At 71.1% G+C, this 26,340-nt stretch carries 30 protein-coding genes, 1 tRNA gene and 1 other RNA gene; 6 read left to right on the top strand and 26 right to left on the bottom strand.

Annotated features, from left to right (window positions below; translation table 11 throughout):
- Window positions 1-33: 33 nt before the first annotated feature.
- Both AB0I32_RS08890 and AB0I32_RS08895 read right to left on the bottom strand, forming a co-directional pair.
- Window positions 34-807 carry a TSUP family transporter gene (locus AB0I32_RS08890; RefSeq protein ID WP_357504935.1) on the bottom strand — a complete coding sequence of 258 codons (774 nt, stop codon included), beginning with the start codon at window positions 805-807 and terminating at the stop codon, window positions 34-36.
- A 30-nt stretch (window positions 808-837) separates the two neighbouring features.
- The gene (locus tag AB0I32_RS08895; protein WP_357504937.1) at window positions 838-1,581 is read right to left on the bottom strand and encodes a DUF2071 domain-containing protein; all 744 of its coding nucleotides are present in this window, start codon (window positions 1,579-1,581) and stop codon (window positions 838-840) included.
- Between the two features lie 60 nt (window positions 1,582-1,641).
- Here AB0I32_RS08895 and recR point away from each other — a divergent pair, with 60 nt between their 5' ends.
- Together recR and AB0I32_RS08905 are read left to right on the top strand one after the other, a co-directional pair.
- A complete protein-coding gene (recR, locus tag AB0I32_RS08900) occupies window positions 1,642-2,247 on the top strand; it encodes a recombination mediator RecR (RefSeq protein ID WP_357504939.1) in 606 nt (201 codons plus the stop codon).
- Window positions 2,248-2,258: 11 nt separating this feature from the next.
- On the top strand, window positions 2,259-2,828 hold the full coding sequence (locus AB0I32_RS08905; protein WP_116677111.1) for a DUF5063 domain-containing protein: 570 nt from the start codon (window positions 2,259-2,261) through the stop codon (window positions 2,826-2,828).
- Between the two features lie 6 nt (window positions 2,829-2,834).
- Here the strand turns inward: AB0I32_RS08905 and AB0I32_RS08910 are convergent, their stop codons facing one another.
- Genes AB0I32_RS08910 through AB0I32_RS08920 form a run of 3 tightly spaced genes read right to left on the bottom strand, consistent with a single transcriptional unit; the run spans window position 2,835 to window position 6,414 of the window.
- Complete coding sequence (locus AB0I32_RS08910) at window positions 2,835-3,998, bottom strand: ABC transporter permease subunit (protein ID WP_357504941.1); 1,164 nt, start codon at window positions 3,996-3,998, stop codon at window positions 2,835-2,837.
- Entirely contained in the window at window positions 3,995-4,915 is a 921-nt protein-coding gene (locus AB0I32_RS08915; RefSeq protein ID WP_357504943.1) for an ABC transporter ATP-binding protein, read from the bottom strand. Before AB0I32_RS08915 ends, AB0I32_RS08910 begins: the two co-directional genes overlap by 4 nt.
- A gap of 59 nt (window positions 4,916-4,974) precedes the next feature.
- Window positions 4,975-6,414 carry a serine hydrolase domain-containing protein gene (locus tag AB0I32_RS08920; protein WP_357504945.1) on the bottom strand — a complete coding sequence of 480 codons (1,440 nt, stop codon included), beginning with the start codon at window positions 6,412-6,414 and terminating at the stop codon, window positions 4,975-4,977.
- 80 nt (window positions 6,415-6,494) lie between these two features.
- On the opposite strand from AB0I32_RS08920, the gene add reads away from it, so the two are divergent.
- Window positions 6,495-7,460, top strand: coding sequence for an adenosine deaminase (gene add, locus AB0I32_RS08925; RefSeq protein WP_357504947.1), 966 nt, complete (start codon window positions 6,495-6,497; stop codon window positions 7,458-7,460).
- Between the two features lie 18 nt (window positions 7,461-7,478).
- Here the strand turns inward: add and AB0I32_RS08930 are convergent, their stop codons facing one another.
- The 5 genes from AB0I32_RS08930 to AB0I32_RS08950 form a co-directional block, all read right to left on the bottom strand.
- Window positions 7,479-7,928 carry a GNAT family N-acetyltransferase gene (locus tag AB0I32_RS08930; protein WP_357504949.1) on the bottom strand — a complete coding sequence of 150 codons (450 nt, stop codon included), beginning with the start codon at window positions 7,926-7,928 and terminating at the stop codon, window positions 7,479-7,481.
- 53 nt (window positions 7,929-7,981) lie between these two features.
- Window positions 7,982-8,815 carry a nucleotidyltransferase domain-containing protein gene (locus AB0I32_RS08935; protein WP_357504951.1) on the bottom strand — a complete coding sequence of 278 codons (834 nt, stop codon included), beginning with the start codon at window positions 8,813-8,815 and terminating at the stop codon, window positions 7,982-7,984.
- 69 nt (window positions 8,816-8,884) lie between these two features.
- Window positions 8,885-9,247, bottom strand: a complete 363-nt coding sequence (locus AB0I32_RS08940) for an NADAR family protein (RefSeq protein ID WP_357504953.1) — start codon at window positions 9,245-9,247, stop codon at window positions 8,885-8,887.
- A gap of 46 nt (window positions 9,248-9,293) precedes the next feature.
- Window positions 9,294-9,686, bottom strand: a complete 393-nt coding sequence (locus AB0I32_RS08945; RefSeq protein WP_357504955.1) for a VOC family protein — start codon at window positions 9,684-9,686, stop codon at window positions 9,294-9,296.
- A complete protein-coding gene (locus AB0I32_RS08950; RefSeq protein ID WP_357504957.1) occupies window positions 9,683-10,144 on the bottom strand; it encodes a MarR family transcriptional regulator in 462 nt (153 codons plus the stop codon). The genes AB0I32_RS08945 and AB0I32_RS08950 overlap by 4 nt, the downstream gene beginning before the upstream one ends.
- Window positions 10,145-10,221: 77 nt before the next feature.
- On the opposite strand from AB0I32_RS08950, the gene AB0I32_RS08955 reads away from it, so the two are divergent.
- On the top strand, window positions 10,222-10,398 hold the full coding sequence (locus AB0I32_RS08955) for a hypothetical protein (RefSeq protein WP_165827327.1): 177 nt from the start codon (window positions 10,222-10,224) through the stop codon (window positions 10,396-10,398).
- A gap of 2 nt (window positions 10,399-10,400) precedes the next feature.
- Here the strand turns inward: AB0I32_RS08955 and AB0I32_RS08960 are convergent, their stop codons facing one another.
- The 7 genes from AB0I32_RS08960 to ffs all read right to left on the bottom strand — a co-directional run bounded on the left by AB0I32_RS08960 (window position 10,401) and on the right by ffs (window position 17,123).
- The gene (locus tag AB0I32_RS08960; protein ID WP_357504959.1) at window positions 10,401-10,826 is read right to left on the bottom strand and encodes an NUDIX domain-containing protein; all 426 of its coding nucleotides are present in this window, start codon (window positions 10,824-10,826) and stop codon (window positions 10,401-10,403) included.
- Entirely contained in the window at window positions 10,823-13,438 is a 2,616-nt protein-coding gene (locus tag AB0I32_RS08965; protein ID WP_357504961.1) for a DNA polymerase III subunit gamma and tau, read from the bottom strand. Before AB0I32_RS08965 ends, AB0I32_RS08960 begins: the two co-directional genes overlap by 4 nt.
- A 67-nt stretch (window positions 13,439-13,505) precedes the next feature.
- On the bottom strand, window positions 13,506-13,853 hold the full coding sequence (locus AB0I32_RS08970; RefSeq protein WP_357504963.1) for a hypothetical protein: 348 nt from the start codon (window positions 13,851-13,853) through the stop codon (window positions 13,506-13,508).
- Between the two features lie 40 nt (window positions 13,854-13,893).
- A complete protein-coding gene (locus AB0I32_RS08975) occupies window positions 13,894-14,550 on the bottom strand; it encodes an ABC transporter permease subunit (protein WP_357504965.1) in 657 nt (218 codons plus the stop codon).
- On the bottom strand, window positions 14,547-15,764 hold the full coding sequence (locus tag AB0I32_RS08980) for an ATP-binding cassette domain-containing protein (protein ID WP_357504967.1): 1,218 nt from the start codon (window positions 15,762-15,764) through the stop codon (window positions 14,547-14,549). The genes AB0I32_RS08975 and AB0I32_RS08980 overlap by 4 nt, the downstream gene beginning before the upstream one ends.
- A complete protein-coding gene (locus AB0I32_RS08985; protein WP_357504969.1) occupies window positions 15,764-16,651 on the bottom strand; it encodes a MetQ/NlpA family ABC transporter substrate-binding protein in 888 nt (295 codons plus the stop codon). The genes AB0I32_RS08980 and AB0I32_RS08985 overlap by 1 nt, the downstream gene beginning before the upstream one ends.
- A gap of 375 nt (window positions 16,652-17,026) precedes the next feature.
- Window positions 17,027-17,123: signal recognition particle sRNA small type (gene ffs / locus AB0I32_RS08990), an RNA gene on the bottom strand.
- 172 nt (window positions 17,124-17,295) lie between these two features.
- Here ffs and AB0I32_RS08995 point away from each other — a divergent pair.
- Window positions 17,296-17,380 (top strand) — tRNA-Ser (locus AB0I32_RS08995).
- Window positions 17,381-17,473: 93 nt separating this feature from the next.
- Here AB0I32_RS08995 and AB0I32_RS09000 read toward each other — a convergent pair.
- Window positions 17,474-17,845 carry a DUF6221 family protein gene (locus tag AB0I32_RS09000; protein WP_357504972.1) on the bottom strand — a complete coding sequence of 124 codons (372 nt, stop codon included), beginning with the start codon at window positions 17,843-17,845 and terminating at the stop codon, window positions 17,474-17,476.
- A gap of 136 nt (window positions 17,846-17,981) precedes the next feature.
- On the opposite strand from AB0I32_RS09000, the gene AB0I32_RS09005 reads away from it, so the two are divergent.
- Entirely contained in the window at window positions 17,982-18,932 is a 951-nt protein-coding gene (locus tag AB0I32_RS09005; RefSeq protein ID WP_357504974.1) for an endonuclease/exonuclease/phosphatase family protein, read from the top strand.
- A gap of 114 nt (window positions 18,933-19,046) precedes the next feature.
- Here the strand turns inward: AB0I32_RS09005 and AB0I32_RS09010 are convergent, their stop codons facing one another.
- From AB0I32_RS09010 to AB0I32_RS09045, 8 genes are all read right to left on the bottom strand, one after another.
- Entirely contained in the window at window positions 19,047-19,781 is a 735-nt protein-coding gene (locus AB0I32_RS09010) for a YcnI family protein (RefSeq protein ID WP_357504976.1), read from the bottom strand.
- A gap of 71 nt (window positions 19,782-19,852) precedes the next feature.
- Window positions 19,853-20,476 carry a hypothetical protein gene (locus tag AB0I32_RS09015; protein ID WP_357504978.1) on the bottom strand — a complete coding sequence of 208 codons (624 nt, stop codon included), beginning with the start codon at window positions 20,474-20,476 and terminating at the stop codon, window positions 19,853-19,855.
- Window positions 20,477-20,499: 23 nt separating this feature from the next.
- On the bottom strand, window positions 20,500-21,195 hold the full coding sequence (locus AB0I32_RS09020; protein WP_357504980.1) for a LytR C-terminal domain-containing protein: 696 nt from the start codon (window positions 21,193-21,195) through the stop codon (window positions 20,500-20,502).
- A 19-nt stretch (window positions 21,196-21,214) separates the two neighbouring features.
- Window positions 21,215-21,511 (bottom strand): type II toxin-antitoxin system VapB family antitoxin, encoded by a 297-nt coding sequence (locus AB0I32_RS09025; protein ID WP_108493446.1) that lies wholly within the window; start codon window positions 21,509-21,511, stop codon window positions 21,215-21,217.
- A gap of 134 nt (window positions 21,512-21,645) precedes the next feature.
- Window positions 21,646-23,307, bottom strand: a complete 1,662-nt coding sequence (locus AB0I32_RS09030) for a hypothetical protein (protein WP_357504982.1) — start codon at window positions 23,305-23,307, stop codon at window positions 21,646-21,648.
- On the bottom strand, window positions 23,304-24,233 hold the full coding sequence (locus tag AB0I32_RS09035) for an ABC transporter ATP-binding protein (RefSeq protein WP_357504984.1): 930 nt from the start codon (window positions 24,231-24,233) through the stop codon (window positions 23,304-23,306). The genes AB0I32_RS09030 and AB0I32_RS09035 overlap by 4 nt, the downstream gene beginning before the upstream one ends.
- Window positions 24,234-24,276: 43 nt before the next feature.
- Window positions 24,277-24,963 (bottom strand): TetR family transcriptional regulator, encoded by a 687-nt coding sequence (locus AB0I32_RS09040; RefSeq protein ID WP_357504985.1) that lies wholly within the window; start codon window positions 24,961-24,963, stop codon window positions 24,277-24,279.
- 95 nt (window positions 24,964-25,058) lie between these two features.
- Window positions 25,059-26,321 (bottom strand): solute carrier family 23 protein, encoded by a 1,263-nt coding sequence (locus AB0I32_RS09045; protein ID WP_357504987.1) that lies wholly within the window; start codon window positions 26,319-26,321, stop codon window positions 25,059-25,061.
- Window positions 26,322-26,340: the final 19 nt, after the last annotated feature.

Below are 26,340 nucleotides of genomic sequence, written 5' to 3' on the forward strand. Positions count from 1 at the left end.
GGCTGTGATGTTCACCGTGCGGGACGACGGGCCCTATCCGGCGAAGACGTCCCAGGCCAGGCGGGCGATCAGGGCACCCACCACGATGACGAACACCACGCGGACGAACTTCGAGCCCTTGGCCACCGCCATCCGCGCGCCGATGTAGGCCCCGATCAGGTTGGCCACGCCCAGCCCGAGGCCGAGGCTCCAGATGACTGCCCCGCTCGGCACGAAGAAGATCAGGGCGCCCGCGTTGGTCGCGAAGTTGACGATCTTCGCGATGGCCGACGCCGGCAGGAACGAGTACCCGAGGGCGCTCACGAGGCTGATGACCAGGAACGTGCCCGTCCCGGGGCCGAGCAGCCCGTCGTACGCGCCGATCAGCAGGCCGATCACGGCGGCGATCCGCTTGTGCCCGTTGCCGACCCACCGCAGGTTGTCGTGCTGGCCGACGTTCGGCTTGAGCAGGGTCCACGTCAGCACCCCGACGAGCACGATCAGGATCATCGGCTTGAAGAGCTGCTCCGGGATGTACGAGGCGCCGATCGCGCCGCCGAACGCTCCGGCCAGGGCCGCGAGCGCCATGGGGCCGGCGGTACGCAGGTCCGGCTGGACCCGCCGGTAGTAGGTGATGGCGCTGGTGGACGTGCCCATGATGCTGCCAAGCTTGTTGGTCGCCAGGGCCTGCACGGGGCTGATGCCCGGGACGAGCAGCAGCGCGGGCAGCTGGATCAGGCCGCCGCCGCCCACTACGGCGTCGACCCACCCGGCGGCGAGGCCGGCGAGCAGGAGGAGGACGATGGTGAGGAGATCAAGGTCGGGCACGGATGCATTGTGCTCGAACGACGGCTCGTCCTACATCGTCGTACCACGGCGGACGACGACGGGAGAGCCGTCGGCGACGAAGGCCGAGGCCGGTTCGGCGGTGAGGCTCTCGACGAACGCGCGGCCGTACACCTGCTCGACGTCGCACTCGAGGCCCGGGTCGGCGGCCTGCCAGACGTGCCAGCTCGGGTGCTCGACGCGGTACTCGACGGTGCCGCCGCCCCGCTGCGCGGCGTAGCCCCAGTAGTGCTCGGTGACGAACTGCTCCTGGGAGCCCTCGACGAGCGGCTGCGCGCTGCCCTGGGTGGTCGCCCGGACGTGGTGCCAGGCTCCGGCGTCGCGCCACGAGTACTCCACGACGCCGTCCGGCGTGTCGCGGTCGGGGGCGAGGTCGATCCGGTGCCGCATCGGCCGCGCCACGTACTTCTCGCCGTAGACGACGCGGGCGACGGCGGCCAGCGCCGGGCGCGGCACGATCTCCTTGACGAAGACGACGCCGCGCCGCCAACCGTCGTCCGCCCGGCGGCGCACGTAGAACCGCAGGTTGATCTCGTCGAAGTCCCGGTGGAACGGGACCGGGACGCCGAGCAGGCGGGTGTCGAGGAACTGGAACCCGACCACGCTGACGAAGTGCCGGCCGCCCCACGTGTCGAGCTCGACGCCACGCGGCACGAGCGGCCGCAGTACGGCGGGGTCCGCCTCGTAGTTGAGCATCACCAGCCGGCGCCACTGCGCCGCGAGGAACTTCCCGGTCCGCACCTCGGGGTCTGTCACGCGGGGAACGTACCAGCCTCGCGGCCCGCATGTCGGTGCCGACCCGTAGGGTGACCTCTTGTGTACGAAGGCGCGGTCCAAGACCTGATCGACGAGCTCGGCCGGCTTCCCGGCGTCGGGCCCAAGAGCGCGCAACGCATCGCGTTCCACCTGCTCGCGACCGACAACGACGAGGTCAAACGGCTCGTCGACGCGCTCAACGAGGTGAAGCTGCGCGTCCGGTTCTGCGAGCTCTGCGGCAACGTCGCGGAGTCGGAGCGCTGCCGCATCTGCCTCGACCCGCGGCGCAGCGACGACGTGATCTGCGTCGTGGAGGAGCCCAAGGACGTGGTCGCGATCGAGCGCACCCGCGAGTTCCGGGGCCGCTACCACGTGCTCGGCGGCGCCATCAATCCGATCGAGAACGTCGGCCCGGACGACCTGCGCATCAGCGAGCTCCTGGCCCGGCTCGCGGACGGGAGGGTGCAGGAGGTCATCCTCGCGACCGACCCGAACGTCGAGGGAGAGGCCACGGCGACCTATCTTTCCCGACTGATGGGTCACATGGAAATTACTGTCTCGCGGCTGGCCTCGGGTCTCCCCGTGGGTGGAGACTTGGAGTACGCGGACGAGGTGACGCTCGGTCGCGCGTTCGAAGGCCGCCGTGTCATCGGCAACGACAAGTAGGTGGGATCACGATGAGTGAGATAACCCCTGGGTCGGACCTCAGCGAGGTCGCAGACCAGGTGTCCGCACAGGCACGGACGTTCCTCTCGACGGTGACCCAGGTGGCGTCCGGAGGGATGCCGGGGGCGGAGCTCTCGCTGCTCGTGCTCGCGTCGTCCGACCTGCTGGCCGCGGGGGCGCGGCTCGCCGCGATCGTGGACGTGGTGCCCAAGGAACGCTACGAGCCCGACGCCGGGCCCGACACCGACCTCGACCCGCTGCGCGAGGCCCTGTCCAAGATGTTCGACGGCTTCGACGACTACACCGAGGTCGTGGACCCGGTACTCAGCGAGGACACCGGTTCGGCGTCGCTGTCCGGCGACCTCGCGTGCGTCGCCGAGGCGCTGGCCAAGGGCCTGCAGCACTTCGACAGCGGCCACGAGCTCGAGGCCCTGTGGTGGTGGCAGTTCTCCTACTTCTCGCTGTGGGGCGAGCGCGCGGCGTCCGCCCTGCGCGTGCTGCAGGGGCTGCTGGCGCACGTGCGCCTCGATGTGGAGGACGACGTAGCCGCCGAGGCGGAGTACGACGCCCTCCACTCCTGACCGAGTTCAGGCGACCCGGGTGCCCTGCGGCAGCTCGGCCGTCGGGATCCGTAGGCGGTTGACCGCCACGAGGACGCCCGCCGCGCCGAGCAGCAGGTCGAACCCGAGGCCCCACGGCCACACGAGCTGGTCGGTGACCTGGACCGGCTCCACCGGGGAGTCCGGCCGGGTTTCTCGGCCGTTCTCGTCGTACACGAACTCGCTGCACCAGTCCTGCGGGCCCGTGTTACCGGTCCGCGCGTACCGGACGCCGTACTGGAGCGTCGCGAGCATGTTTCCCTCGTTCGCCAGCGTCTCGACGTCGCCCCGGAGGGGCTGTGCGTCGGCGACCACGACGAACGGGTTCGGGGCCAGCAGCCACCAGGTGCGCTCGCTGTGCCACACGGGCATCTCGTGCGTCTGCCACTCGCACTCGGGTGCGGTGGTCTCCTCCCAGTCGTAGCCGGCCTCGATGTCCCAGACCTCGACCTTCTCTGTGGTGCTGGTGACGGGTACCAGCAGGCCGAACAGGATCGGCAGCGCCACGGTGATCGCGCCGATGGTCAGGTACGTCAGCACCGCCGACCCCGACGTCTTGCTCACCAGGGCAGAGAAGCCCAGCCCGATGGCGCAGACGACGCCCAGCACCAGCGCCAGCATGAGCACCGTGGTCAGCAGCGCGAACCAGTGCACGCCGCCCCCGAGCAGCGCCCAGACGAGGAAGGGGATGCTCGCGACGAGGAAGGCGAGCGCCGCGATCCAGGCGGCCGCGAGCTTGCCGAGCACTATCTCGGCGGGCGACAGCAGGGTGACCTGCAGCGTCGCGAGGGTGCCCGCGTTCCGGTCGCCGTTGATGGCGCCCGACGACAGGGTCGGCGCCACCAGCAGGCCCAGGAACAGCACGAACCCGACGACGATGCTGTAGACCGTCCCGCCGTACGAGACGCCCCCGGTCGTGGCCGTGTCGCCCGAGAGCATCTGGAACGCACCGGTGGTCAGCAGCGTGATCAGGCCGACCACCACGAACCAGACGATCAGCGCGGTCTTCCATCGTGTCGAGCGCACGCGCTGCCGCAGCTCCAGCACGGTCACGGTCCGCAGGCCGTGCCAGGACAGGGACCAGGTGCCGCGCCCGCGGGGTGTTCCGCCGTCGGCCGGCGCGGGTCCGGCGACCTCTACGTCAACGCTCATCGTCGCTCCTCCTCGAGGGCCAGGTAGGCCTGTTCCAGCACGCCGCCGGCCGGGGCGAGGCTCGACACCGCGACGCCGCCCTCGACGGCGGACCGCAGCAGCGCGGCGGCCGCGGCGTCCCCAGCCAGGTCGACGAGGACACCGGGCCCGTCTGCCTCCTTGCGATAGGCGGGACCGTTCTCGTCCAGCCAGGCCGCGAGCGCCACGGGGTCCAGGCCGGTCAGGCGCCACGCCCTTGGCTGGTCGCCGTCGGCCACGGACCGGGTGTCGACGGTGCGTCCGCGCGAGATGAACACCGCGTCGTCGGCCATCTCGTCGAGCTCGGTGAGCACGTGCGAGGAGACCAGGATCGTCTTGCCCTCGGCCGCGAGCTGCCGGAGCAGCACGCGCAGGTCCACCCGGGAGCGCGGGTCCAGACCTGAGGCGGGCTCGTCGAGGAGCAGGACGTCGGGGTCGTGCACCAGCGCGCGGGCCAGGCCGAGCCGCTGCTTCTGGCCGCGGGACAGGACGTGCGCGGGCTGGTCGGCCAGCTCGGAGAGGTGTACCAGCGCGAGCAGCTCGCTCGCGCGGTCCCGGCCGGCGGCTGCGGGGAGCCGGTACGCCGCCGCGACGGTCGTCAGCACCTCACGCGCCGTGAGGGAGTCCCAGGTGCCGAACACGTCGGGCATCCAGCCGGTCCGCGAGCGGGCCGCGTAGTTCTCGGTGACCGGGTCGGCACCGGCGATGCGGATGCTCCCCGCATCGGGCGCCAGGAGACCGGCAAGCATGAGCAGAAGGGTCGTCTTGCCCGACCCGTTGGGTCCGATGAGCGCGGTGACGCGGCCCGGTGCGGCGACCAGGTCGACGTCGGCCACCGCGTGCACCGGACCGAACGAACGCCGCACGCCGTGCGCGCGGATACCACCGTCTGGTGTCATGTCGGGACACTAGCGCGGCCAAGGCCCTGCGGCCGTCAGCCCCGGGGATGAGTCCGGTGTCAGGTCCGGCGCGCCTTGCCGGAGACGTCCAGCAGGCCTCGGTCTCCGAAGGCGACATTCTGGTCGACCAGCACGGCCACGTCCTCGCCGGAGAACCGCAGCTCCAGGCGCAGCTCGAACGGTGTACCGAGGAAGATCATCCGGCCGCGCAGTGTCAGCTCGTCGGTCCAGGCCGCCGCGGTCGCCACGTCGGCCGGCGCACCCAGGAACGCGCTGGTTCCCGGGCTCCACTCCTCATAGCCGAACGGCACCACATGGTCCACACCTTCGACCGTGAAGGTCACCTCGGTCCGGCCGTCCGCGCCGCGACCGAGAGTGAGAGCGGTGAAGCCCCGCGGGTTCGGATCGAGGTCGTAGGTCACGCCGAGGAGTGAGTCCTCGACCGGGGTGGACTCCGCCCCGGCCTGCGTGCGCAGCGCGAGCTCCAGCGGGGCCTCCTCCTCTGGCGTCGCGGCCTCGGCGTCCGCCGGCGTGGCCCAGGCGTCGTCGCGCAGGAACGCGTCCCATACCGCCTCCGGCACCGACGGCAGGTCCGACAGACCCGACGTCGTGATGATCACCATGTCCCTCTCCGGCCAGACCAGGATGTACTGACCGAACGCGCCGTCGGCCCGGTAGGCACCGTGCTGGCACTGCCAGAACTGGTAGCCGTAGCCCTGGCTCCAGTCGGGTGAGTCGCTCGGGCCGTTCTCGACCTGCTTCACGGTCGCTGCCGCCACCCACTCGGCCGGGACGAGCTGCTTCCCCTCCCAGACACCGCCCTGCAGATAGAGCTGGCCGAACGCGGCCATCTCCTCGATGGTGATCGAGAGGCCGAACCCACCCGTGTCGATGCCGTCCGGGTCCTGCTCCCACGTGGCGTGCGTGATGCCGAGCGGCGCCAGCAGGCGCGGCGTCAGGTAGTCGAGCAGGCGCTCGCCCGTCAGCCGGTGCAGGATCGCCGAGAGCAGGTAGGTCGCCCCGGTGTTGTAGACGAAACGCGTACCCGGCTGGTGCTTCACCGGCTGCGCCAGGATCGCGCGGGCCCAGCCTGCGCCGGGCAGGGAGATCGTGCGGTTGATGCCCTCCATGGTCGAGGCGCTGTGGCCCGTCGTCATGGTCAGCAGGTCGCGTACGCGCATGGCGCGGAGGTGCTCGCCCGGGTCGGCGGGAGCGTCGTCCGGCAGGAGGTCGAGCACGGCGTCGTCCACCGTCAGGAGCCCCTCGTGGACCGCGATCCCGACCGCCGTCGACGTGAAGCTCTTGCTCACCGAGAACATCGTGTGCGGCCGGTCGGCGGTGTGCGGATGCCACCCGGCCTCCGCGATGACGCGGCCGTGCCGCAGAACCAGCGCGCCGTGCACGTCCTCGATGCGGTCGAGGCTGTCGATCAGGCGCCGCACCGCTGCAGGCTCGACACCCTCGGCGAGCGGGGTGGACCGGGGCAGGATCCGAGACATGCGGGGCACGATACCCGGGCCAGGCCTCAGTCCGGCAGCCGGGGTCGGGTTGCAGCGCGGGGCGTGCCAGACTCCCTGGCATGCCCCGCGACCTGCGCGCGCTGCCCAAGGCGAACCTGCACCTGCACCTGACGGGGTCGATGCGGCCGTCGACCGCCGCCGAGCTGGCTACCGGCTACGGGCTGCCGGCGCTCCCCACCGTGGCGATCGAGCCCGGCGTGGTGCACGGCTGGGACGTGTTCCAGGCCCGGTACGACACGGCCCGCGCGGCGGTCCGCTCGGCCGAGGACATCGCGCGCGTGGTCCATGAGGCAGTGGAACAGGATGCCGCCGACGGCGTCGGCTGGACCGAGCTGCAGGTCGATCCGACGTCCTACGCGGAATGGCTCGGGTCGCTGGAGGCTGTGGTCGAGGCACTGCTCGACGCCGCTCGCGGCCTGCCGGTCGGCGTGATCCTCGCGGCGAGCTGGGGCGCGGAGCCCGCGCACGCGGAGCGGATCGCCGGGCTCGCGGTGAAGTACGCGCCGGACGGCGTGCTGGGCTTCGGGCTCTCGAACGACGAGCGACGTGGCCGCGTCAGCGACTTCGTCCCGGCCTACCGGCTGGTGGCCGACGCCGGGCTGGCACGCGTACCGCACGCCGGGTTCTACGAGGGCGCGTGGCACGTGCGTGACTGCGTCGAGCTGCTGGGCGCCACACGCATCGGGCACGGGCTGACGGCGCTCGAGGACCCGTCGGTGGTCGCGCTCCTCGCCGAGCGCCAGGTGACGCTCGAGGTGTGCCCGACGTCGTACCCGCCGTTCGGCGTCACGCCCGCCCTGACCGCGGTGCCGGCGTTGCTGGCAGGCGGCGTCCCTGTCGCCCTCGCGAGCGACGACCCCCTGCTGTTCGGGGTCGGGGTGCTGGGCCAGTACGAGATCGTGCGGGAGGTCTGCTCCGACGCAGAGCTCGCGGTCATCGCTGCGGCCTCGGTCCAGGCGTCGCACGCGCCGACCGGCCTGCGGCGGCAGCTGCTCGACGGAGTCCGGGGCTGGCTTGACGGCTGACCTTCGACAGGCCGCGTGTCAGAGCAGCAGCTCTCCCACCACCTCGTCGAACAGGATGTTCCCCGTCCTGCGGAAGCCGCAGCGCAGGTAGAACTCCTCGGGCCCGTCCGCACCCGGGACCCACAGGACGGAGATGCGGTCGAGCCCGCGACGCCGGGCCTCCTCGGCGACCTGCTCCACCGCGAACCGGCCCACCCCGCGCTTCCGCGCCTCGCGTGCCACGTTGAGTCGCCAGATCCCTGCCCGGAACTCCGGGATCTCCTCGTCCGGGTTCCAGTTCGCCATCACGAAGCCGACCACCTCGTCGCCGTCGAGGACCACCCTTGGCCATGCGGTGGGATTGACGTACGCCTCGGCGACCGACCAGGCGACCGGCGCCACGGGCTCCTTGTCGGGTGGCTGAGGTGGCAGCTGCATGGCCGCGAAGAGATTGTCCGTCGTGAGCTCGGCGATCCGGAGGTTGGCCATGGACCGACTGTGCCACGAGCCACCGACACCCGACGTGTGGCGGACTCGGCGGATCAGCCCGCCAGGGCAGCGCCCGATGGATCACCGATCAGCCGTCGGAAGGCCTCTTCCGCGAGGATCCACGCGCGTTCCCGGGCCTCGCCCGTTCCCGGTGGCCTCGAGTCCGGCAGCATCGCCTCCGCCGTCCGCAGCTCCGCCTCGACGAACTCCAGGAGGGCGTCCTGCACCACGATCGAGCCCATCTCCCGGGTGCGCGACTTCCGACCGATCAGCTCGTCGACGAGCGCGCCGAGACCCTCGGGAAGCGCGGATTCCGCCGCGAGCGTCGGCAGATCCATCGGGGGCGGTGCGGTGGTCTCCCGCAACCTCATCCAGCGCAGCGTGACAGCCGGACGCAACGCGTAGAAGAACTTCTTTGCCACACCGCTCGAGGCCAGCAGAGCCAGGTTGTTCCTGGCCACATGCACGTAGTGCTTCCTCAGCGCGTCCTGGTCCACGACGTCCTCGGCCAGAGCCAGCAGATCGTCGCGGAAAGCCACGTCACCGCGATAGACGATCGGCGAGCGCAGCCACTCCCCCACCGTCGCGTTGCCGTTGACCATCAGTCCGAGGGCCTTACGGACGTCCCAGCCGTTGACGTCGAAGACCTTGTCGAGGGGCGTCTCGATCACGTCGCGCCGCGTGCGCAGGCTCAGATAGTCGCGGGCGCGGTGCACATAGAAAAAGCGGCAGTCGTAGTCCGAGTCCGGCGACGGGAATCCCCAGGCGCGGCTACCACTCTCGATCGCCCACAGCACTCTGACGTCGTGCTCTTTCTCGACACGGTCAAGGCGCGCGTCGATGGCACGGACGACGTCCGGATCCATCGAGCCAGGGATGTTGCGCATGCATGGAACGTAGCGGCGGAGCGACGGTGGAGTCGCGATCTTTTCGAACCGGCCGACCCGTCCAGCGACTCAGCCCCGAAGCCGGTCCCTGGCCTCCATCACGGCGTCGTCGAAGTCGCGGACCATGCGCCCCGCCGCCTTGGCCAGCGCGGGGTTGGCGGCGTCGATCGCCGAGGCCTCCGCGTCCGCGTCGCCGAACAAGCGCGCCTTCTCCGCCATCATCCAGTGCTCCGCGGTGCGATAGCGGTCGCCGTCCACGACGAACGGCGCCTCGAACCACTGGCTCAGGCTGCCCCTACCGGGACTCCCGTCGGGCTCGGGCGCATGACCCCAGAAATGTAGGTACTTGACGGCGGTTCCGGCCTCGACCAGAGCCCGTAGCTCCCCCACGGAACGGGCGGACGCGGGCGGGTGGGTGACGTCGTCGGGCATGGACGGAAGTGTGCCAGGAGCCTCTGACATGCCTGTCCGATGATGGTCAGTCCGCGACGACCTCGACCTCGTAGCCGTCGCCGTTCTCCAGGTAGGCGGCGTAGTGGTCCGGTCCACCGGCGTGCGGATGCCGGTCGGGGAACAGGAGAGCCCAGCCGTGCTCCGGCGCCGCCGCGACCAGCCGGTCCACCTCGTCGCGCGTGCCGCCGTGGAACGCGAGGTGGTTGAGGCCCGGAGCGAGCCGGTCATGGGTATCGGCGGCCAGGGCAGGGCTCTGCTCGACGACGACGTAGGTGCCGTCGAGAATCCAGCTCAGGCCGGCGCCCCACCGCTGGTGCTCCGTGTAGCCGAGTGCTGTGAGGAGCCAGCCCCATGACCGCTCCGCGCGATCGAGGGACGGGACCCACAGCTCGACGTGGTGCAGGCGGCCACGACTCACGGGGCAGCCGCCGCGATGACCCGGGTGAGGCTGCGGTGCAGCACCTGGAGCTCCTCGGTGGACATGCCCAGCCGCGTCATGATCGCCGGCGGCACGAGCAGCGCCTGTTCGCGCAGCGCGCGGCCCTCCTCCGTGAGCTCGACGGCGAGCGCCCGCTCGTCGCGGGGATCGCGGCGGCGCGTCACGTAGCCGATCGCCTCGAGCCGCTTGAGCAGGGGTGACAGGGTGCCGGGGTCGAGCTGCAACAGCCCGCTGAGCTGCTTGACGGACAGCGGCGACCGCTCCCACAGGGCAAGCATGACCAGGTACTGCGGGTGCGTGATACCCATCGGTTCGAGCAGCGGCCGGTACAGCGCGATGACGCTGCGCGAGGCGACGGCGAGCGCGAAGCAGACCTGGCGGTCGAGAGCCAGGAGGTCGTCGGCGGCTGCGGCGTCGGGCTGTGATGTGGCGGTCATGTCGCTCCTCTCGGATATTGACCAGACTAACAGTTTGTGTGCAAACTATTGGTACACCAAGCAAATGGAGGAACGAGATGCGCGACCGCGACGGTCTGACCCTCGGATACCGCTTCAAGTGGCGGCTCAACTGGCTGCTCCTGACCGTGGCCGGACCCGCCCAGCAGGCGGACGACACTGACCCCCGACGCCGTATGGAGCGTGAACGCGCCGCACTGGTGGCGCAGCTCCGGGCCGAGCGGGCCCAGGGCTGAACTCAGTGCCCTGCGGCGATCAGCAGGTCCCGGGAGAGCGGCGCAAGGGGGTAGCTCGCGACCGGGTCGGCAGGATCGATCCACACCAGCTCCTCGAGCTCTGCCCGGACGGCGATCTCGGTGCCTGGCCGCAGACGCACCCGGTAGGCGTGCGCGTCGACGATGTGGTCGGGCTCGTTCGCGGCCGGCGCCCCGAACCTGCCGATGCTCTCGATGTCCGCCGGCTCGAGCCGCAGGCCCACCTCCTCCTCGAACTCGCGGACCAGCGCGGCCAGTGGCTCTTCACCCGGCTCGATCTTGCCGCCGACCTGCATGAACGTCTGCGTACCTCGCTTGCGGACGAGCAGGTGCCGCCCGTCCGACCGCTCGACGACCGCCGCGACGATGCGCAGCGTCGTGATCGGACCGACGGCGTCGTCCCCGCTCACGACTGCTCGACTATCTCTTCGATCACCGTTCCACCCAGGACCTTCACGACGAGCGGCACGCCGACCATGCCGGCCGACGCGATGTCCGGGTCGTCGGCGGACGGCTCGTCGTAGAAGTCAGGCTCCCCGGCCGGGGCGACCGCCGTTCGAGGCGCGCTCGCGCCCGCGTCCGCGGTGGTCCCACGGGACTCGGGGGCGGCACCGCTCGCGGCTCGCGCCCGGCGCTCGTTCGCCTGCCGCAAGGCCTCGCGTGCACTGCCCGCCCCGGACAGGGAGGCTGGCGCCGGTGCTGAAGCTTGTGCCGGGGCCTGGTCCTCGTAGACCGGCTCGGGCTCCGGCATGTCGTAGTCAGCGGGAGGTTCGGTCGCGCTGGCCCCCGAGAGCCAGGCCTCGTCGGCCGCGCTCGCCGCCGCTGGCGGGCGAGCGGCAGGCCTGGACGGCTCCGGGCGACCAGCCTCGGGACCTGCCGGCCGGGGCCGAGAAGGCTCGGGACGCTCGGCGACCGCGACGCTCCCCTGGGTCGATGCCGGAGCCAGCGCCGCCGACCCGCCGGACGAACCGCCGCCGACCGCACTCGTCGCGGTGACACCCACGACGGCCACCGCATCGGCCGACGCGGACGTGGCGGACACCGTGGCCGAGGCCCCGCCGGGAGGCGTGACGTCGGGCCAGTCGGGCGCCGGAACAGTGGCCGGCGCCGGCGCCTCGCCGCTGGGCTGGTCCGACCCGGGACCCACGCCGCCCTCGGTCTGGCCGCCACCCGACGACGCCCCGACCGACGGGCCTCCGCCGGAGGTTCCACCGCCGGACGCCGCGCCGCCGCCGGACGGCCCCTCGTCGAGAGTCGCCTCGACCCGGACCCGGATGCCGAGCGTCTGGTAGACCGCCTCTTCCACCGCGCTGGTGTGCCGTGCGTTCGAGAACGTGCGGGCCAGGCCGGGGGCCGCGAAGCCGAGCTTCAGCGTGTTGCCCTCCAGGGAGGCGACCTGTGCGTTAGGGCCCACGAGCGACCAAGTCACACGCGCAGCGGCGAGCGAGCCGAGCACCTCCGGCCAGCGCCGCCGGACCGTCTCCGTCGTGACGGCCGACTCCGCAGTGGGTGCGGCCTGTGCCGACGCCGGGACAACCGGCTCCGGTTCTGCGGCCGCCGCTGGCGCGGGTGCGTCCTCGACCGCCGGCGCCGGCGCCGGCTCGGGTGCTGGCTCGGGTGCGGCAGCAGGAGTGACCGGAGCAGCCTCAGGTGCGGGGCGAGCCGGCTCCGTCGCAGCGGACTGACTTGGTTCGCCCCGCTTCTTGCGCGCGTCGAGCACTGCACGCGCGGCAGCCGCCCCGGCAAGCCCGCCCGCCGTCGGCTCCTGCGGGGGCGTGCCACCCGATGCTGCGCCGACCGATGCCGTGCCCTGTCCCGGTCCGGGTGCGGCCGGGGCTGCTCCGGTAGCGACGATCCCGCCACGCTCGAGCCGGTCGATACGCGCGGCGAAGCCCGCGGCACCGTCGTCAGCTCCGGGCAGGAGCAACCGAGCGCACAGCAGCTCCAGGTGCAGACGCGGTGACGTGGCGCCGGTCATCTCGGTGAGAGCCGCGTTCACGAGGTCGGCGGCCCGGGAGAGCTCGGCGACCCCGAGGCGTCCGGCCTGGGTTCGCATGCGGTCGAGCTGGTCGGTCGGGATGCCCCGGAGGACGGCACTGGCAGCGTCGCCCGAGACGCCGATGACGATGAGGTCACGCAGGCGCTCCAGCACGTCCTCGACGAACCGGCGCGGCTCGTGCCCCGTCACGATGACCTGGTCGACCACCCGGAAGATCGAACCGCCGTCGCGTGCCGCGAGCGCGTCGACCACGTCGTCCAGCAGGGTCGCGTGCGTGAAGCCGAGCAGGCCGACCGCGAGGTCGTAGTCGACGACCGCGTCCGGGGCGCCTGCGATGAGCTGGTCCATCACGGACAGGGAGTCGCGTACCGAACCGCCGCCCGCACGCGTGACCAGCGGGAGCACTCCGCTCGTCACCTCTACCTGCTCAGCGGCGCAGAGCTGCTCGAGGTACGGGGACAGCACGTCCGGCGGGACGAGCCGGAACGGGTAGTGGTGGGTCCGTGACCGGATGGTGCCGATCACCTTGTCCGGCTCCGTGGTCGCGAAGATGAACTTGATGTGCGGCGGTGGCTCCTCGACGATCTTCAGCAGCGCGTTGAAGCCCTGCGGCGTCACCATGTGCGCCTCGTCGAGGATGAAGATCTTGTACCGGTCGCGAGCCGGCGCGAACGTGGCGCGTTCACGCAGGTCACGGGCGTCGTCCACACCGTTGTGCGACGCCGCGTCGATCTCCACCACGTCGAGCGAGCCGGAGCCGCCGCGCGCCAGCTCGACGCACGAGGGGCACTCGCCGCACGGGGTGTCGATCGGCGACTCGGGCGTGTTCTTCGCGCAGTTGAGCGTGCGGGCGAGGATGCGTGCCGACGTCGTCTTTCCACAGCCTCGTGGACCGCTGAAGAGGTAGGCGTGGTTCACCCGCCCGCTGCGCAAGGCCTGCATGAGGGGGCCCGTGACGTGGTCCTGGCCGATGACCTCGGCGAACGTCTCGGGCCTGTAGCGGCGGTATAGGGCGGTGCTCACCCCCGCAACGATAGACGGCCTCACTGACACGTGGAGGACAGCCCTCCACAGGTTTGATCAGGGGCCGTTACCGACCGGCCGATGCCCGGTCCTGCCGCCGTACACGCAGCTTCATGATCAGCCCGGGAATGCCGACTCCCAGCAGGACCGGGACGGCCGCCATGATCCCGACCCAGAGGACGATCGCGAGGTAGCCGAGCGCGGACTTGGACGAGTCGGCGTCCGCCTGGGCGAGGAACACGACACTCACCACGGCCGCGACCACGACGAGCACCGCGATGACCACCGCGCCCCAGACCAGGATGTTGGCCCACCGCCGGTAGCTGACGCTGATCTCGCGCACCTGCGGTGGCGCGTACCCCTGCGGGGCGCCGGGCGTCTGTGCGTAGTAAGGGCCTGGCTGCTGATCCGTCATGGGTGTACTTCTACCACCTCACGGACCAGCAGCCGGCACCTCATCGTCTGAGCGCCCGCCGCGCCAGCCCGTTCCCCAGCCACTGCACGGCCTGGACGATCACCACGATGATCACCACGACGACGGCGGTCACCGCCCAGTCGTACTGCTGGTAGCCGTTGACGATCGCGAAGTCGCCCAGCCCACCGGCGCCCAGGTACCCGCCGATCGCGGACATGTCGAGCACACCAACGAACAGGAAGGTGTAGCCGAGGATCAGGGGGGCGAGCGCCTCCGGTACCAGCACCGTCCGCACGATCCGGAAGGGCGACGCGCCCATGGCCCGAGCGGCCTCGACCACTCCCGGGTCGATCGAGACGAGGTTCTGCTCCACGAGCCGCGCGAAGACGAACGTCGCCATGAAGCACATCGCGAAGGTGAACGCCTCGATGCCGATCGTCGAGCCGATGACGGCACGGGTCAGCGGCCCGAGCGCCACCAGGAAGATGATGAAGGGTATGGGCCGCACCACGTTGACGGCGACGTTCAGCACCGCGAACACCACCCCGTTACCGAGCAGGTTCCCGGGTCGGGTCAGGTACAGCCCGAGGCCGAGGGCGAGCCCGAGGAAGCCGCCCACGAGCAGCGTGATCAGCACCATGTACGCGGTCTGGCCGGCTGCGTCCCAGAGCAGCGGCGTCAGTTGATCCCAGCTCACAGCTCGTTCCCTTCCGTGTATCCGGTCGGCCCGCCGAACGGCCCGCCACCGAGCCGGGGCCGCCTCGGCGCCCGCAGGTCCGGTGTGTCACCCCGGTCGGCACTCGGTGTTTCTTCCTGCCGGACGACGCCGCCCGCTGTCACCTCACGCGGATGTGCGGCGGTCCCGTGGTCGTCCACCCAGGTGACGTCGCGGAGCGCCGTAACAGCCGCCTCGACGGCATCCGCCTGACCGACGAGCTCGACGGTCAGCGACCCGTACGGCCGCTCCGCGACCTCCGTGATGCCACCGAAGACGACGGTCCCGTCGACGCCGTGCTCACGCAGCGTGCGCGTGAGTCCCGCCGACGAACCCGCTACCTCGTCCACACCCACCGTCACGATGTGCCCCGCGTGCCGCGTACGCAGGCGCGCCAGCACCTCGGCCGACGGCCGGTCACGCAGCGCGGTGGCGACGAACCGCCGGGTCACGTCGTGGGCGGGGGCGCTGAACACCTGGTACACCTCGCCCACCTCGACGACCCGACCGCGATCCATCACGGCGACGCGGTGACAGATCGAGCGCACGACGTCCATCTCGTGCGTGATGACGACCACGGTGACGCCGAGCTCCCGGTTGACGCGCTGGAGCAGGTCCAGCACGTCGCGCGTGGTCTCGGGGTCGAGGGCCGACGTGGCCTCGTCCGCGAGCAGGATGCGTGGGTTCGTGGCGAGGGCTCGCGCGATACCGACGCGCTGCTTCTGCCCGCCCGACAGCGCGGACGGGTACACGCCCGCCTTCTCCGAGAGACCGACGAAGTCGAGCAGCTCGGCCACCCGAGCCTCCCGCCGCGCGCGCGGCCAGCCTGCCACCTCGAGCGGGTACGCGACGTTCCCCGCGACGGTCCGGGAGGCGAGCAGGTTGAACTGCTGGAACACCATCCCGATCCCGGCCCGCACGGGGCGCAGCCGGGCCTCGTTCAGGGCGCCGAGCGCGACACCGTCGACCACGACGTCGCCCCCTGTGGTGCGCTCCAGCGCGTTGATCAGCCGGACCAGGGTGGACTTGCCGGCACCCGACTGACCGATGACGCCGAAGATCTCGCCCTCGCGGATGTCGAGCGTGACATCGTCGACTGCACGCACCTCGGCGCCCCGCCCGCGGCCCGGGAACACCTTGGAGGCGCCCTCGAACCGCACGATGCTGCCGACGGCAGCTCCGGTCGCGGCAGACATCAGGAGGCGTCCGCCTCGATACCGGCCAGGATCTCCTGCAGCTCGGAGGCCGGGTTGTCCTTGATGACACCGGTGCCGCCCGAGGCCTCGAGCACGCCCTCCTCGACCTCCGGGGAGTGGTAGATCTCGATGAGCTGCTGGAACACCTCGTTGTCGGCGTCGGCCGCCCGCGCCACCCACACGTTGATGTACGGCTCGGCCGCGGACGAGTCCGGGTCGTCCGAGAAGATGGCGTCCTCGGCGGTCAGGTCGGCGTCGCCCACGAAGTCGTTGTTGATGATCGAGGCGTCGACGTCCTGCAGCGCGAGCGCCGTCTGGGCGGCGTCGACCGGGGTGACAGTCACGCGTGACTCGTCCTCGAGGATGTCGGCCGGCGTGGAGAACGCGCTGCCGCCGTCACGCAGGGCGACGAGCCCGGCCTCCTGGAGCACGAGCAACGCCCGAGCCTGGTTGGTGGCGTCGTTGGGGATCGCGATCTCGCCGCCGTCGGGGATCGCCTCGACGCTGTCGTGCTTCTGGGAGTACAGGCCCAGCGGGTAGACGGCGGTCGCGCCGATCGGCGTGAGGTCCTGTCCCGAGGCCGTGTTGTAACCCGCGAGGAACTGCAGGTGCTGGAACTGGTTGAGATCGAGGTCACCGTCGGTCAGGCCCTGGTTGGGCAGCTGGTAGTCGCTGAAGTTCACGAGCTCGACGGTGATGCCCTCCTCCTCGGCCAGGCCGGTGAAGGTGTCCCAGTAGTCGTCGCCGGAGTTGACGACGCCGATGCGTACTGGGTCCTCGGCGGTGCCGGCGGCGGCCGTGGCGTCGTCCCCTGCGCCGCAGCCGCTCAGGGCGAGGGCGGTGACGGCGGCGAGGCCGGTGGCCAGGACAGAGGTGAAGCGAGACATGGGTGGTCCTCTCAAGGGCGCACGGGCGCGGGTATGCCTGTGCTCAGGATGCGTGGGGTCTGCGTCTGACGCAGGCCGAGGGATGACGGCGGGCCACGGCCATCAGCAACGTGGCGAGCTCGGAGGAGTTCGAACGGCCCTCAGCGGGCCGGGGGACAGAACGGCGCTCTCAGCGCTCGCACATTCGCGCGCCGCGCACGTGAGCGCGACACATGGCGTCGCGACAGGTGCGCGACGTCGTTGCTGCGGTACAGGTGCGGGTCATACGGACATCGTGCGCCACTGCACGACGTCGAGGCGAATCGCCTCGGGGTAAATCCCACGATGCGGAACGAATACCATCCACATGGTGGAGGAGCCGCTGAATCCCGGGCGCTAAAGGACCCCCCGCACACCCACCAGAGCTCACTTACCCTTGCTGCCTTCCGGCCCTGGGGGAGTTCGGCGAGGTGGTGCCGTACGAGGGGTCTGCCCCCAGCCTAACCGATCCGAACACCCCGGCCCAACCAGGCAGAACCCGCTGTACTCGACCTCACAGCCGCGCCGCACGCTCCGATTCGTTGTCCGAGCACGGCGTCCGGTATCCTCGACAGGCCGCGCCAGACTTCGGTCCTGTGGCCGCGCGCCGCCTCGGCGAAGCGCGAGGAGGATTCGCCTAGTGGCCTATGGCGCACGCTTGGAAAGCGTGTTGGGTTAACGCCCTCGGGGGTTCGAATCCCCCATCCTCCGCAGTGCGCAAGGGCCCGGAACCATTGGAATTCCAACGGTTCCGGGCCCTTCGTCATGTCCCTCGGGGTTCGCTCCCCCAGACGATCGACTACGTCATGACCGCCATTCCGCGCGGTAGTCCGGGTGATCGGCGAACACCATGGCGTGGGCCAGCACTGCGACCTGGAGTCCGGCGAACAGGTTCCTGGTCACTGCGGCTTCGTCCACGCGTCCGCTGTCCGACGCCTTGGCCAGGACCCGGCCAAGCTCCTCGTACGTCTCGACGATGGTCCGCTTGGCCGCGATGTCCACGAGGACCCGCGTCGCACTCCAGCGGTCGATGTGCCGCTGCTGCTCCGGAAGGAACGGGGCGGCCACCGCGGGCTCGCCATGAGCCTCGCCCGGAGGTGAAGAGGCACTGTCGGCCGCTCGTGCGATCGACTCGTCCTCATCCAGTCGTGCAATCAGGAACTCGGTGATGGTCATGCCACCGATCCTTCCACGCGCGACGTCGGCGGCCTGAGCCGCGCAGTTCGCCGGCGCGTCACGTGGCGTTGTGGACGTGCTCACCTCTGTCTGGTCGGGTGAGCGTGCACCAGTTCCCTGACCTGGAGGAGAGCCCATGTCCACCACTCCTGGCACAGCCGGAGTCTCCCGCCGCACGATACTGACGGCCGCAGGCGCAGCGGCAGCAGGCGCCCTCGGCGCCTCCACCGCACTGGCCGGCCCGGCCTCCGCCCGGACCGCAGGGGCGGGCCGGCCGGTGATCGGCCGCGCACGGGGCGGGCTGCTGCACGCGATGAGCTTCAACGTCCGCTACGACCGGGAGGGCCAGACCCGGCCCGGCGAGCCCGACTACTGGCCGGAGCGCGCGCCGCTCACCACGGCGTTCCTGGCGCTGGAACAGCCGACCGTCCTGGGGGTCCAGGAGGTGGAGTTCAACCAGCTCTCCGCCGTCGAGGCCGGGCTCGGACGCGGCTACAAGATGGTGGGGTTCGGGCGCGACGGCGGTGCGGCCGGCGAGTACTCGGCGATCTTCTACGACGCGCGGCGCCTGACCGTGAAGTGGTGGGACCAGTTCTGGCTGTCCGACACCCCGAAGGTCATCGGCTCGGCCACCTGGGGCAACACCGTGACCCGCATCGTCACCTGGGCCGAGTTCCACGACAGCGCGACCGGCCGCGACTTCCTGCACATCAACTCGCACTTCGACCACCAGGCGGAGAACGCGCGAGTGCGCAGCGCCCAGGTGGTCCGCGACCAGGTCGCGGAGACAGGCCTTCCCGTCGTCTTCACCGCCGACTGCAACGCGGCGGCCGAGGGCTCGGCGGCGTACGACGTCCTGGTCACCGAGGGCGGCCTCCAGGACACCTGGCTCGCCGCCGACCGGCAGCTCACCCCGTACGCGGGCACGTTCCCCAACTACGGGACGCCGAACCCCGACGGCGCGCGCATCGACTGGATCCTCGCGTCATCCGGCGTCGAGGTTCGTGCGGCGGCGATCAACACGTGGACCCGCGACGGCCGCTACCCGAGCGACCACACCCCGGTCCAGGCGCTGCTGAAGCTCTGACTGCGTCCGCGAGGTAGAGCGTCTGTCCGCCCCCGCCGATGCCGTTCGCAGACAGGGCCGGACAGACGCTCTACCTCGGCGTCGCAGTGTGCGCGAGGTAGAGCGTGTGTCGGTCTACTTCGTGGAGCTGCGGCGCGTGAACAGCGCCGCGCCGACGCCGGCCGCGCCGACCACGATCCCGGCCACGCCGAGCCAGCGACCCACGGGGTCCACAGCCGGAGCGTCGTCCGCGACAGCGCCCGCGGCGTCGGCACCAGCGGCGTCGCCCGACGCCGCCGCGTGGTGGTGCCCGCCCTCCGCCTCCGCGGCGGTCGTCGTGAACGCGGGTGCGGGGGCCTCCGGCTCCTTGCCGTCGTCGGCGACGAGGTCGTCCCAGTCGACGACCGAGCCGTCGGTGTAGGTCTGGTGGGCGGGGAGCACTATCTCGGTGCCCTCCTCCGGCAGCGCCCCGACCCGGACGGCGAACTCCTGGTACTCGTGCGGCGGAACCTCGTTGCCCTTCTCGGCGGTCCAGGTGATCCGCGCCGGTGCCTCGTCGACCGTCGCGCCCTCGACCTCGAACGGCTCGTCCAGGGGGCGCACCTCGACCTCCACGTCCCAGCCGGGAAGGGTACGCGGGGTGACACTGAGGAACGGGGTGTCGGTGGGCAGGTCCACCACGAGCTTCTCGGTCGACGCACTGTCCGACTCCGTCGGCACGCGGAACGTGAGGCTGGCGTAGCTCTCGGCGGCGGTCGTGTCGGGGTTCACCGTCACGTGGGCGTAGGCCACGGTGGGCAGCAGCACCAGGACGGCGGTTGCGGGGACTGTCGCGAGGGCGCGGCGGGCAGGCAGGCTGGAGCGATTCATGTTCTTGTTCCTTCGGGTGCGGCGGGTGGCATGAGCAGGGCGCGCGGCGACGCACCACCCGCCCGACGCCGTCAGGCCGCGAGGTACGTCAACCGGGCCGACGACGGCGGCCCGCGCTCCGGCGCCACGTGCACGTCCGCGGGCGCACCGGGGCGCTCGGAGACCGCCGGCACGGGGGCCCGCCGGGCCACGGCCAACCGGAGCGGCGCCACCGAGAGCGGTCGGACCAGCCATGATGCGAGCAGCCAGACGCCGCGCTCGACACCCACGAGCAGCCCGACCGACACGACGGTCGCCAGGGCGTGCCAGGCGAGCATCCCCGGACCCATCCCTGTGGGCGCGGCCCCGACGCACGGCCCGTGCGCGAGCGGCCCGGTGAGCGGGGCTGCCAGGTGGGCGTGCACCGCGGCGTCGGGCAGCATGGACGGCGCGCACGCGCCGCCGAGGAACGAGAGGGTCTGGTGCAGTGCGTACTGCCCGAGGCCCGCGAGGGCGAGGCCGCCCGGCCAGCGGACCTGCCGCCGCACGGCCAGCGTAGACACGACGAGCAGCAGGGCGCCGGGCAGGGCGACCAGCTCGGCGGGCGGGAGGTGGCCGCCTGCCTCGAAGTGCGCGGTCAGCGCAAGGGCGAGCACGACCACCGTCCACAGGAGCGCGCGGCCGAAGCCCACGGCGCCTGCGGACGGGTTCAGCACAGCAAGGACCCTAGCCCGCTCGATCAGCGAGCAGGCGTGACCGGCTCGTCACCGGTGGTCTCCCGGACACCGATCCGGGGCTGCGGGTCGATCTCCGAGGACGGCACACATCCCTCGGCATTGGTGAGCGGCGTATCCGCCGAGATACCGACGTCGGCGATGTCCAGAGGGGCTTCGTACTCCGCCCCGATCAGCAGATCGACCGTACGGTCCTTGTTCTTCCGATCATCCAGGACGAGCCGGACATCCGGGAAGTGCGCCGCGAGGGTGTACGCGGCGACGATCCCGCCCTTGCCGAACCGCAGCTCGGAGTACGTGAGGTTCTTGTCGGCGTTGGTCACGTCGACGACCTGGAAGCCCCGCTCCGTGAGCGTGTTCCCGTACGCGCCCCCGAGACCGGTCTGGCCGATGCCGCCGGGGCCCTCGCCCGAGGCGTTCAGCACCCGGACCTGGACGCTCGAGTACGCGATCGGCAGGGCGCCGTCCGGCTGGCCCTCCACCGCAGGGAGGCACGGCACCGGGAAGGTCTCCTGCTCCGCCACGCCCACCGTGTTGAACGGACGGTTGAACGGCGAGCTGATGGCGCCCGAGTAGACCGCGAGCGCGAAGATGCCGCAGACCGCCAGGAACGCGATGAGCACGCCGAAGACAACTGCCTGGCGCTCGTGCTCTCGGCGACGGCGCTCCACGCGCGCCTGGTCCAACCCGGGGGATGTCACTCTTCGAACCTACCTGAGGTCAGCGGATGGTGAGCACGCGAGCGTGCAGTACTGGACGTTGTTGCAGGGCGGCGCGCACCGCGCGGTGCAGGCCGTCCTCGAGATACAGGGTGCCCTCGTACTCGACGACGTGCGCGAACAGGTCACCGTAGAACGTGGAGTCCTCGGCGAGCAGCGTATCGAGGTCGAGCGTGCGCTTGGTGGTCACGAGCTCGTCGAGCCGCACCTGGCGTGGCGGCACGTCTACCCAGTCGCGTGTGCGCGAGCGCCCGTGCTCGGGGTACGGGCGGCCGTCACCTACGGCCTTGAAGATCATCGGTCCATCCTCACTGGACTCGGCGGGGCACGGTCCGGGAGCGGCGGTGAGAACCTGCCTGCTGACACCGAACGGCGCCTCGAACCCTACCGGACGGAGCGTACGGAAGACAGCGGCACGCCCCGCCCGGAAGGTCAGCCGTTCTGCAGGTCACGCCGCCGGAAACCGGTGAAGGCCAGCAGGGACAGCAGGGCGGCGACGCCGCACAGACCCCACAGGTGTGACGCATCGACGCCGTCGACCATCGGGTTGCCCACCCACCAGAAGGGTGAGATCCCCCGCGCCCAGTCCGGCAGGCCGAACAGGTCCGCGAACATCCCCACCACGAACACGTAGCCGAACAGCACCCAGGCGAGGCCGGTGGCCTTCGGCACCCAGGCGTAGAGCGCGGCCGCGAACGCGACGACGACCGCGAGACCAGGCAGGTAGGCGAGGGCGAGCTCCAGGTAGGCACCGAAGCCGGGCTCGTCCAGGCCCGACGACGCGGCGCCCGCCCACAGGGCGAGCACACCGGTCACCTGCACGACGGCCGCACCCGCCAGTGCGAGGACCAGGCCGGAGGCGAACCACCGCGCACGACTCACCGGCTTGGTGAGGACGAGCCCGGCACGGCCGCTCTCCTCCTCGCCCTTGGCCCGGAGCGCCATCGCCACCCCGAACGCCGCCGCGCCAGAGCCGGCATACAGGCCGAACACCCCGAGGAACGTCCGGATCAGGTCGTCGCCCTCGCCCAGGATCGCGGAGTACACGGGGTTGTCGGCCACGGACTCGACGAGGTCTGGCACCGCCTCGACCACCCCGCCCGAGGCGAACCACATGAGGCCGAGCCCGAGGCTGGTCCACAGCAGGGCCATCCGCTGCTGGACCCAGGCCAGGGCGAAGGGTCCGGTCAACGTGGGGGCGGCATCGGACCGGCCCGCTCGGACGGCGACCAGACCCGCGCCGAAGTCGCGGCGCGACCCCAGCACGGCGGCCAGCATGATGAGGAGGACGATCGCTGCCGCGCACAGGCCGAGCGGCCACCAGCGCATGTCCACGAACACCCGGGTCTGCTGCACCCAGCCGATCGGGGACAGCCAGGACAGCCAGCTCCCGTGCTCCTCCTGGATGTCGCCGACGGCCCGGAGCGAGTACGACCCGCCGAGCACAGCGAGCGAGATACCCGTCGCCCCACGCCCGTGCTCCATGGCCTGTGCGGCCACCAGCGCGACGGCGCCGAACACGAGCGCGCCCAGAGCTATCGAGAACGTCATGGTGAACGACTCGGCCGCGTCGAAGTCGTAGGCCACCAGCACCAGGCCCGAGACGACGGCGACGAGCACGTTGGCGATCACCACCTGCACCAGCGCCGCCACGGACGACGCGTGCCGGCCCACCGCGCCGGCGCGCACCAGCTCGGACCGGCTGCTCTCCTCCTCGGCGCGCGTGTGGCGCACGACCTGGAGGATGCTCATCACGGCGAGCGTGAGCACCAGCCACAGGATCAGCTCGTTCGCCACGGCCGCACCCGGCGTGTAGTTGTCCACGCCGTAGCCGGGGCCGGCCATCGAGATCATGGCGGGGGTACGCATGAGGGTCGCCCGGACCGACATCGCCTCCGGGTCGTCGCCGAGGATCACGTACTCGCCGAGCGCACCCGCGTAGAGCAGCGCGACACCGAGCGGCCAGACGAGCAGCCGCAGCCGGTCACGGCGCAGCATGAAGCGCAGGAGGCGGCCCGTGCCCGCGAGCGTGGAGCCGAAGGCCGGCCCGCGCACGGCGGCCGGCGCGGCCGGCGCGGTGGCGAGGGCGGTCATCGTGCGTCCGCCAGCACGTCGCCGTAGTGGCGCATGAACAGCTCCTCCAGCGACGGCGGGGTCGCGGTGAGGCTGTGCACGTCGAGCGCGGCGACGGCGGACAGGACGGCGCCGATCTGCGCGTTGTCGACATCGAACGTGACCCGGGTCCCGCCGTCGGCCGGCGTGGTGACCAGGTCGTGGACGCCGTCAAGCCGCATGACGAACGACGGGTCGCCGGCCACCACCGCGGTCACGCTCGTGCGGGTGAGGTGCCGCAGCTGGTCGAGCGTTCCGGACTCGACGTCGGTCCCGTTGCGGATGATCGTGACCGTGTCGCAGACCTTCTCGACCTCGGACAGGATGTGGCTGCTCAGCAGCACGGACCGGCCGGCGTCCTTCGCCTCGCGGACGTACTCGGTGAAGACGGCCTCCATGAGCGGGTCGAGGCCCGACGTCGGCTCGTCCAGCACGTACAGCTCCGCGTCGGTCAGGAAGGCCGCGACCAGGGCGACCTTCTGCCGGTTGCCCTTGGAGTAGGTGCGCGACTTCTTGCGCGGGTCGAGCTCGAAGCGTTCCAGCAGCTCGGCCTTGCGCGCCGCGAGCCGCTTCTTGTCGTGGCGGCCGCTGAGCCGGGCGAGGTAGTCGATGCACTCGCCGCCGGTCAGGTTGGGCCACAGGCTCACGTCGCCGGGCACGTAGGTGATGCGCTTGTGCAGCTCGACGGCGTCGCGCCACACGTCCCCGCCGAACAGGCGGGCGGAACCGGAGTCGGTGCGCAGGAGGCCCAGCAGGACACGGATGGTGGTGGACTTGCCGGCCCCGTTGGGGCCGAGGAACCCCCGGATCTCGCCGGGCTGGACGGTCAGGTTCAGGCCGTCGAGGGCCTGGACACTGCCGAAGGACTTGCGCAGGTCGTGGATCTCTATCGCTGGTGCCGCGGTCATGTCTCGCTCGCTCTCGGACGTCGGAAGAGGGATGGGGCAGGCGCTACTCCTCCCCCGACGGCGGGTCGGGCACGTACATCAGGTACTCGTCGAGCATGCGGCGCGACGTGAGGAAACCTTCGGTGAACAGCTCCATCATCGGCAGATAGCTGTTCGTGAAGTAGCCGCGGACGATGCTGACGAGGTCGCTCGGGTCGGACGGCGGGTCGAGCGTCACCTCGAGCAGCAGCGCGCCGAGCGACGAGAGGGTGAGGTAGCGGGCCCGCGCCGTCTCGTCCCGGCTGGGCACGATCACGCCCGCCGCTACGCCGTCCTTGGTGTAGCCCACCGCGTCGTCGACCATGTGGCCGATGAAGTCCTGGGCGAGGGCGCTGCCGTCCTGCATGGACCGCAGGACGTAGCCGACGATGGGTGCGTTCTCCTCGACCGCCGCGAACTTGTGGAAGAAGCTGTGGCCCGCCGCGGCCTCGGCGACGTTCTCGCGTTTGAGCCTGCCGATCGTGGCCAGCAGGTGCGCGTCGCACTCGGCACGCAGCTTGTCCTTCGAGCCGAAGTGGTGCATCACGAGGCCGGCGCTCACACCGGCGTCGGCCGCGATGGCGCGCACCGAGGCGCCGAAGCCCTCCACCGCGAACCGGTTGATCGCGGCGTCGCGGATCCGGGCGCGCGCGGTGAGGTCGCTCGGGCTGGCCTCTCCGCTGCCCGCTTCCTCGGCCTTGGCTGAACGCATGTTCAACATGCTAACCACGCGTTCAGCACGGTGTCCAGACATGGGTCAGGCGCACAGATCAGCGGATGTGATCTGTGCGCCTGAGGCCAGAACTGTCAGCCTTCGGCCGTACCACGCCAGCGGCCGATCGCGCCCATGACGTGGTAGATCACCAGGGCAGCGGCGGTGCCGAGGGCGATGGCGCCGAACTCCAGGTCCCCTGCGGTCCATGTGAAGCCCGCGATACCGATGACGAGCGGCACGGCGGCCGTCGCCAGATTGACCGGGTCGGAGAAGTTGACCTTGGCCTGCACCCAGATGCGCGCGCCCAGGATGCCGATCATGCCGTAGAGCATGGTCGTGACCCCGCCGAGCACACCCTCAGGGACGCTCGCGATCAGCGCGCCGAACTTGGGAGAGAGGCTGAGCACCAGCGCACCGAACGCGGCGACCCAGTACGCCGCCGTCGAGTACACGCGGGACGCCGCCATGACGCCGATGTTCTCGGCGTAGGTAGTGGTGCCGGAGCCGCCGCCGAGGCCGGCGAGGGTCGTGGCGACGCCGTCGGCCAGGAGTGCGCGCCCGGTCAGCGGGTCGTAGTTGCGGCCGGTCATCGCGGCCACCGACTTCACGTGGCCCACGTTCTCCGCGATGAGCACCAGCACCACCGGGAGGAACAGGCCGAGCACGTTCGGGTCGAACGACGGCGCGACGAAGTGGGGCAGGCCGACCCAGGCCGCGTCTCCCACCTTCGAGAAGTCGACCTCGCCGCGCACCGCGGCGACGGCGTACCCGATGACGACGCCGAGCAGGATCGCCAGGCGGCCAAGGAGACCGCGGAACAGGACTTGGATCAGGAGGATCGAGGCGAGGGTGATCACTGCGGTCACCGGGGACACCTGGAAGTTCTGCCACGCCACCGGCGCCAGGTTCAGGCCGATCAGGGCCACGATCACACCCGTCACCACGGGCGGCATGGCGATCTGGATCCAGCGCGGCCCCGCAAAGTGCACCACCACGCCGACGAGGGTCAACAGCAGGCCGGTGGCGACGATGCCTCCAAGCGCCACCGACTGCCCACCGGACGCCGTCGCCGCCGTGATCGGCGCGATGAACGCGAAGCTGGACCCGAGGTAGCTCGGCAGCTTGTTGCCCGTGATCAGCAGGAAGGCGATGGTGCCGATCGCCGAGAAGAACAGCGTGGTCGCCGGGTCGAACTTCGTCAGGACCGGCACCAGGAACGTGGCGCCGAACATCGCGACGATGTGCTGCAGACCGATCCCGATGGTGCGCGGCCAGCTCAGCCGCTCGTCCGGGGCAACCACCTCACCAGGGGTGATGCGGGCGCCGTCGCCGTGCCGCTTCCAGCCGAGTCGCATGGTGTTGTCCTTGATCTCG

Source organism: Promicromonospora sp. NPDC050249, from assembly GCF_040656015.1.
Lineage (GTDB): Bacteria > Actinomycetota > Actinomycetes > Actinomycetales > Cellulomonadaceae > Promicromonospora.

Excerpts from the sequence above, each read along its gene's own strand:
- AB0I32_RS08905 (WP_116677111.1), top strand. The coding sequence starts at position 2,259 with ATGAGTGAGATAACCCCTGGGTCGGACCTCAGCGAGGTCGCAGACCAG.
- AB0I32_RS08910 (WP_357504941.1), bottom strand. The coding sequence starts at position 3,998 with ATGAGCGTTGACGTAGAGGTCGCCGGACCCGCGCCGGCCGACGGCGGA.
- AB0I32_RS08915 (WP_357504943.1), bottom strand. The coding sequence starts at position 4,915 with ATGACACCAGACGGTGGTATCCGCGCGCACGGCGTGCGGCGTTCGTTC.
- AB0I32_RS08920 (WP_357504945.1), bottom strand. The coding sequence starts at position 6,414 with ATGTCTCGGATCCTGCCCCGGTCCACCCCGCTCGCCGAGGGTGTCGAG.
- add (WP_357504947.1), top strand. The coding sequence starts at position 6,495 with ATGCCCCGCGACCTGCGCGCGCTGCCCAAGGCGAACCTGCACCTGCAC.
- AB0I32_RS08930 (WP_357504949.1), bottom strand. The coding sequence starts at position 7,928 with ATGGCCAACCTCCGGATCGCCGAGCTCACGACGGACAATCTCTTCGCG.
- AB0I32_RS08935 (WP_357504951.1), bottom strand. The coding sequence starts at position 8,815 with ATGCGCAACATCCCTGGCTCGATGGATCCGGACGTCGTCCGTGCCATC.
- AB0I32_RS08940 (WP_357504953.1), bottom strand. The coding sequence starts at position 9,247 with ATGCCCGACGACGTCACCCACCCGCCCGCGTCCGCCCGTTCCGTGGGG.
- AB0I32_RS08950 (WP_357504957.1), bottom strand. The coding sequence starts at position 10,144 with ATGACCGCCACATCACAGCCCGACGCCGCAGCCGCCGACGACCTCCTG.
- AB0I32_RS08955 (WP_165827327.1), top strand. The coding sequence starts at position 10,222 with ATGCGCGACCGCGACGGTCTGACCCTCGGATACCGCTTCAAGTGGCGG.
- AB0I32_RS08970 (WP_357504963.1), bottom strand. The coding sequence starts at position 13,853 with ATGACGGATCAGCAGCCAGGCCCTTACTACGCACAGACGCCCGGCGCC.
- AB0I32_RS08980 (WP_357504967.1), bottom strand. The coding sequence starts at position 15,764 with ATGTCTGCCGCGACCGGAGCTGCCGTCGGCAGCATCGTGCGGTTCGAG.
- AB0I32_RS08985 (WP_357504969.1), bottom strand. The coding sequence starts at position 16,651 with ATGTCTCGCTTCACCTCTGTCCTGGCCACCGGCCTCGCCGCCGTCACC.
- AB0I32_RS09000 (WP_357504972.1), bottom strand. The coding sequence starts at position 17,845 with ATGACCATCACCGAGTTCCTGATTGCACGACTGGATGAGGACGAGTCG.
- AB0I32_RS09005 (WP_357504974.1), top strand. The coding sequence starts at position 17,982 with ATGTCCACCACTCCTGGCACAGCCGGAGTCTCCCGCCGCACGATACTG.
- AB0I32_RS09010 (WP_357504976.1), bottom strand. The coding sequence starts at position 19,781 with ATGAATCGCTCCAGCCTGCCTGCCCGCCGCGCCCTCGCGACAGTCCCC.
- AB0I32_RS09025 (WP_108493446.1), bottom strand. The coding sequence starts at position 21,511 with ATGATCTTCAAGGCCGTAGGTGACGGCCGCCCGTACCCCGAGCACGGG.
- AB0I32_RS09030 (WP_357504982.1), bottom strand. The coding sequence starts at position 23,307 with ATGACCGCCCTCGCCACCGCGCCGGCCGCGCCGGCCGCCGTGCGCGGG.
- AB0I32_RS09035 (WP_357504984.1), bottom strand. The coding sequence starts at position 24,233 with ATGACCGCGGCACCAGCGATAGAGATCCACGACCTGCGCAAGTCCTTC.
- AB0I32_RS09040 (WP_357504985.1), bottom strand. The coding sequence starts at position 24,963 with ATGCGTTCAGCCAAGGCCGAGGAAGCGGGCAGCGGAGAGGCCAGCCCG.
- AB0I32_RS09045 (WP_357504987.1), bottom strand. The coding sequence starts at position 26,321 with ATGCGACTCGGCTGGAAGCGGCACGGCGACGGCGCCCGCATCACCCCT.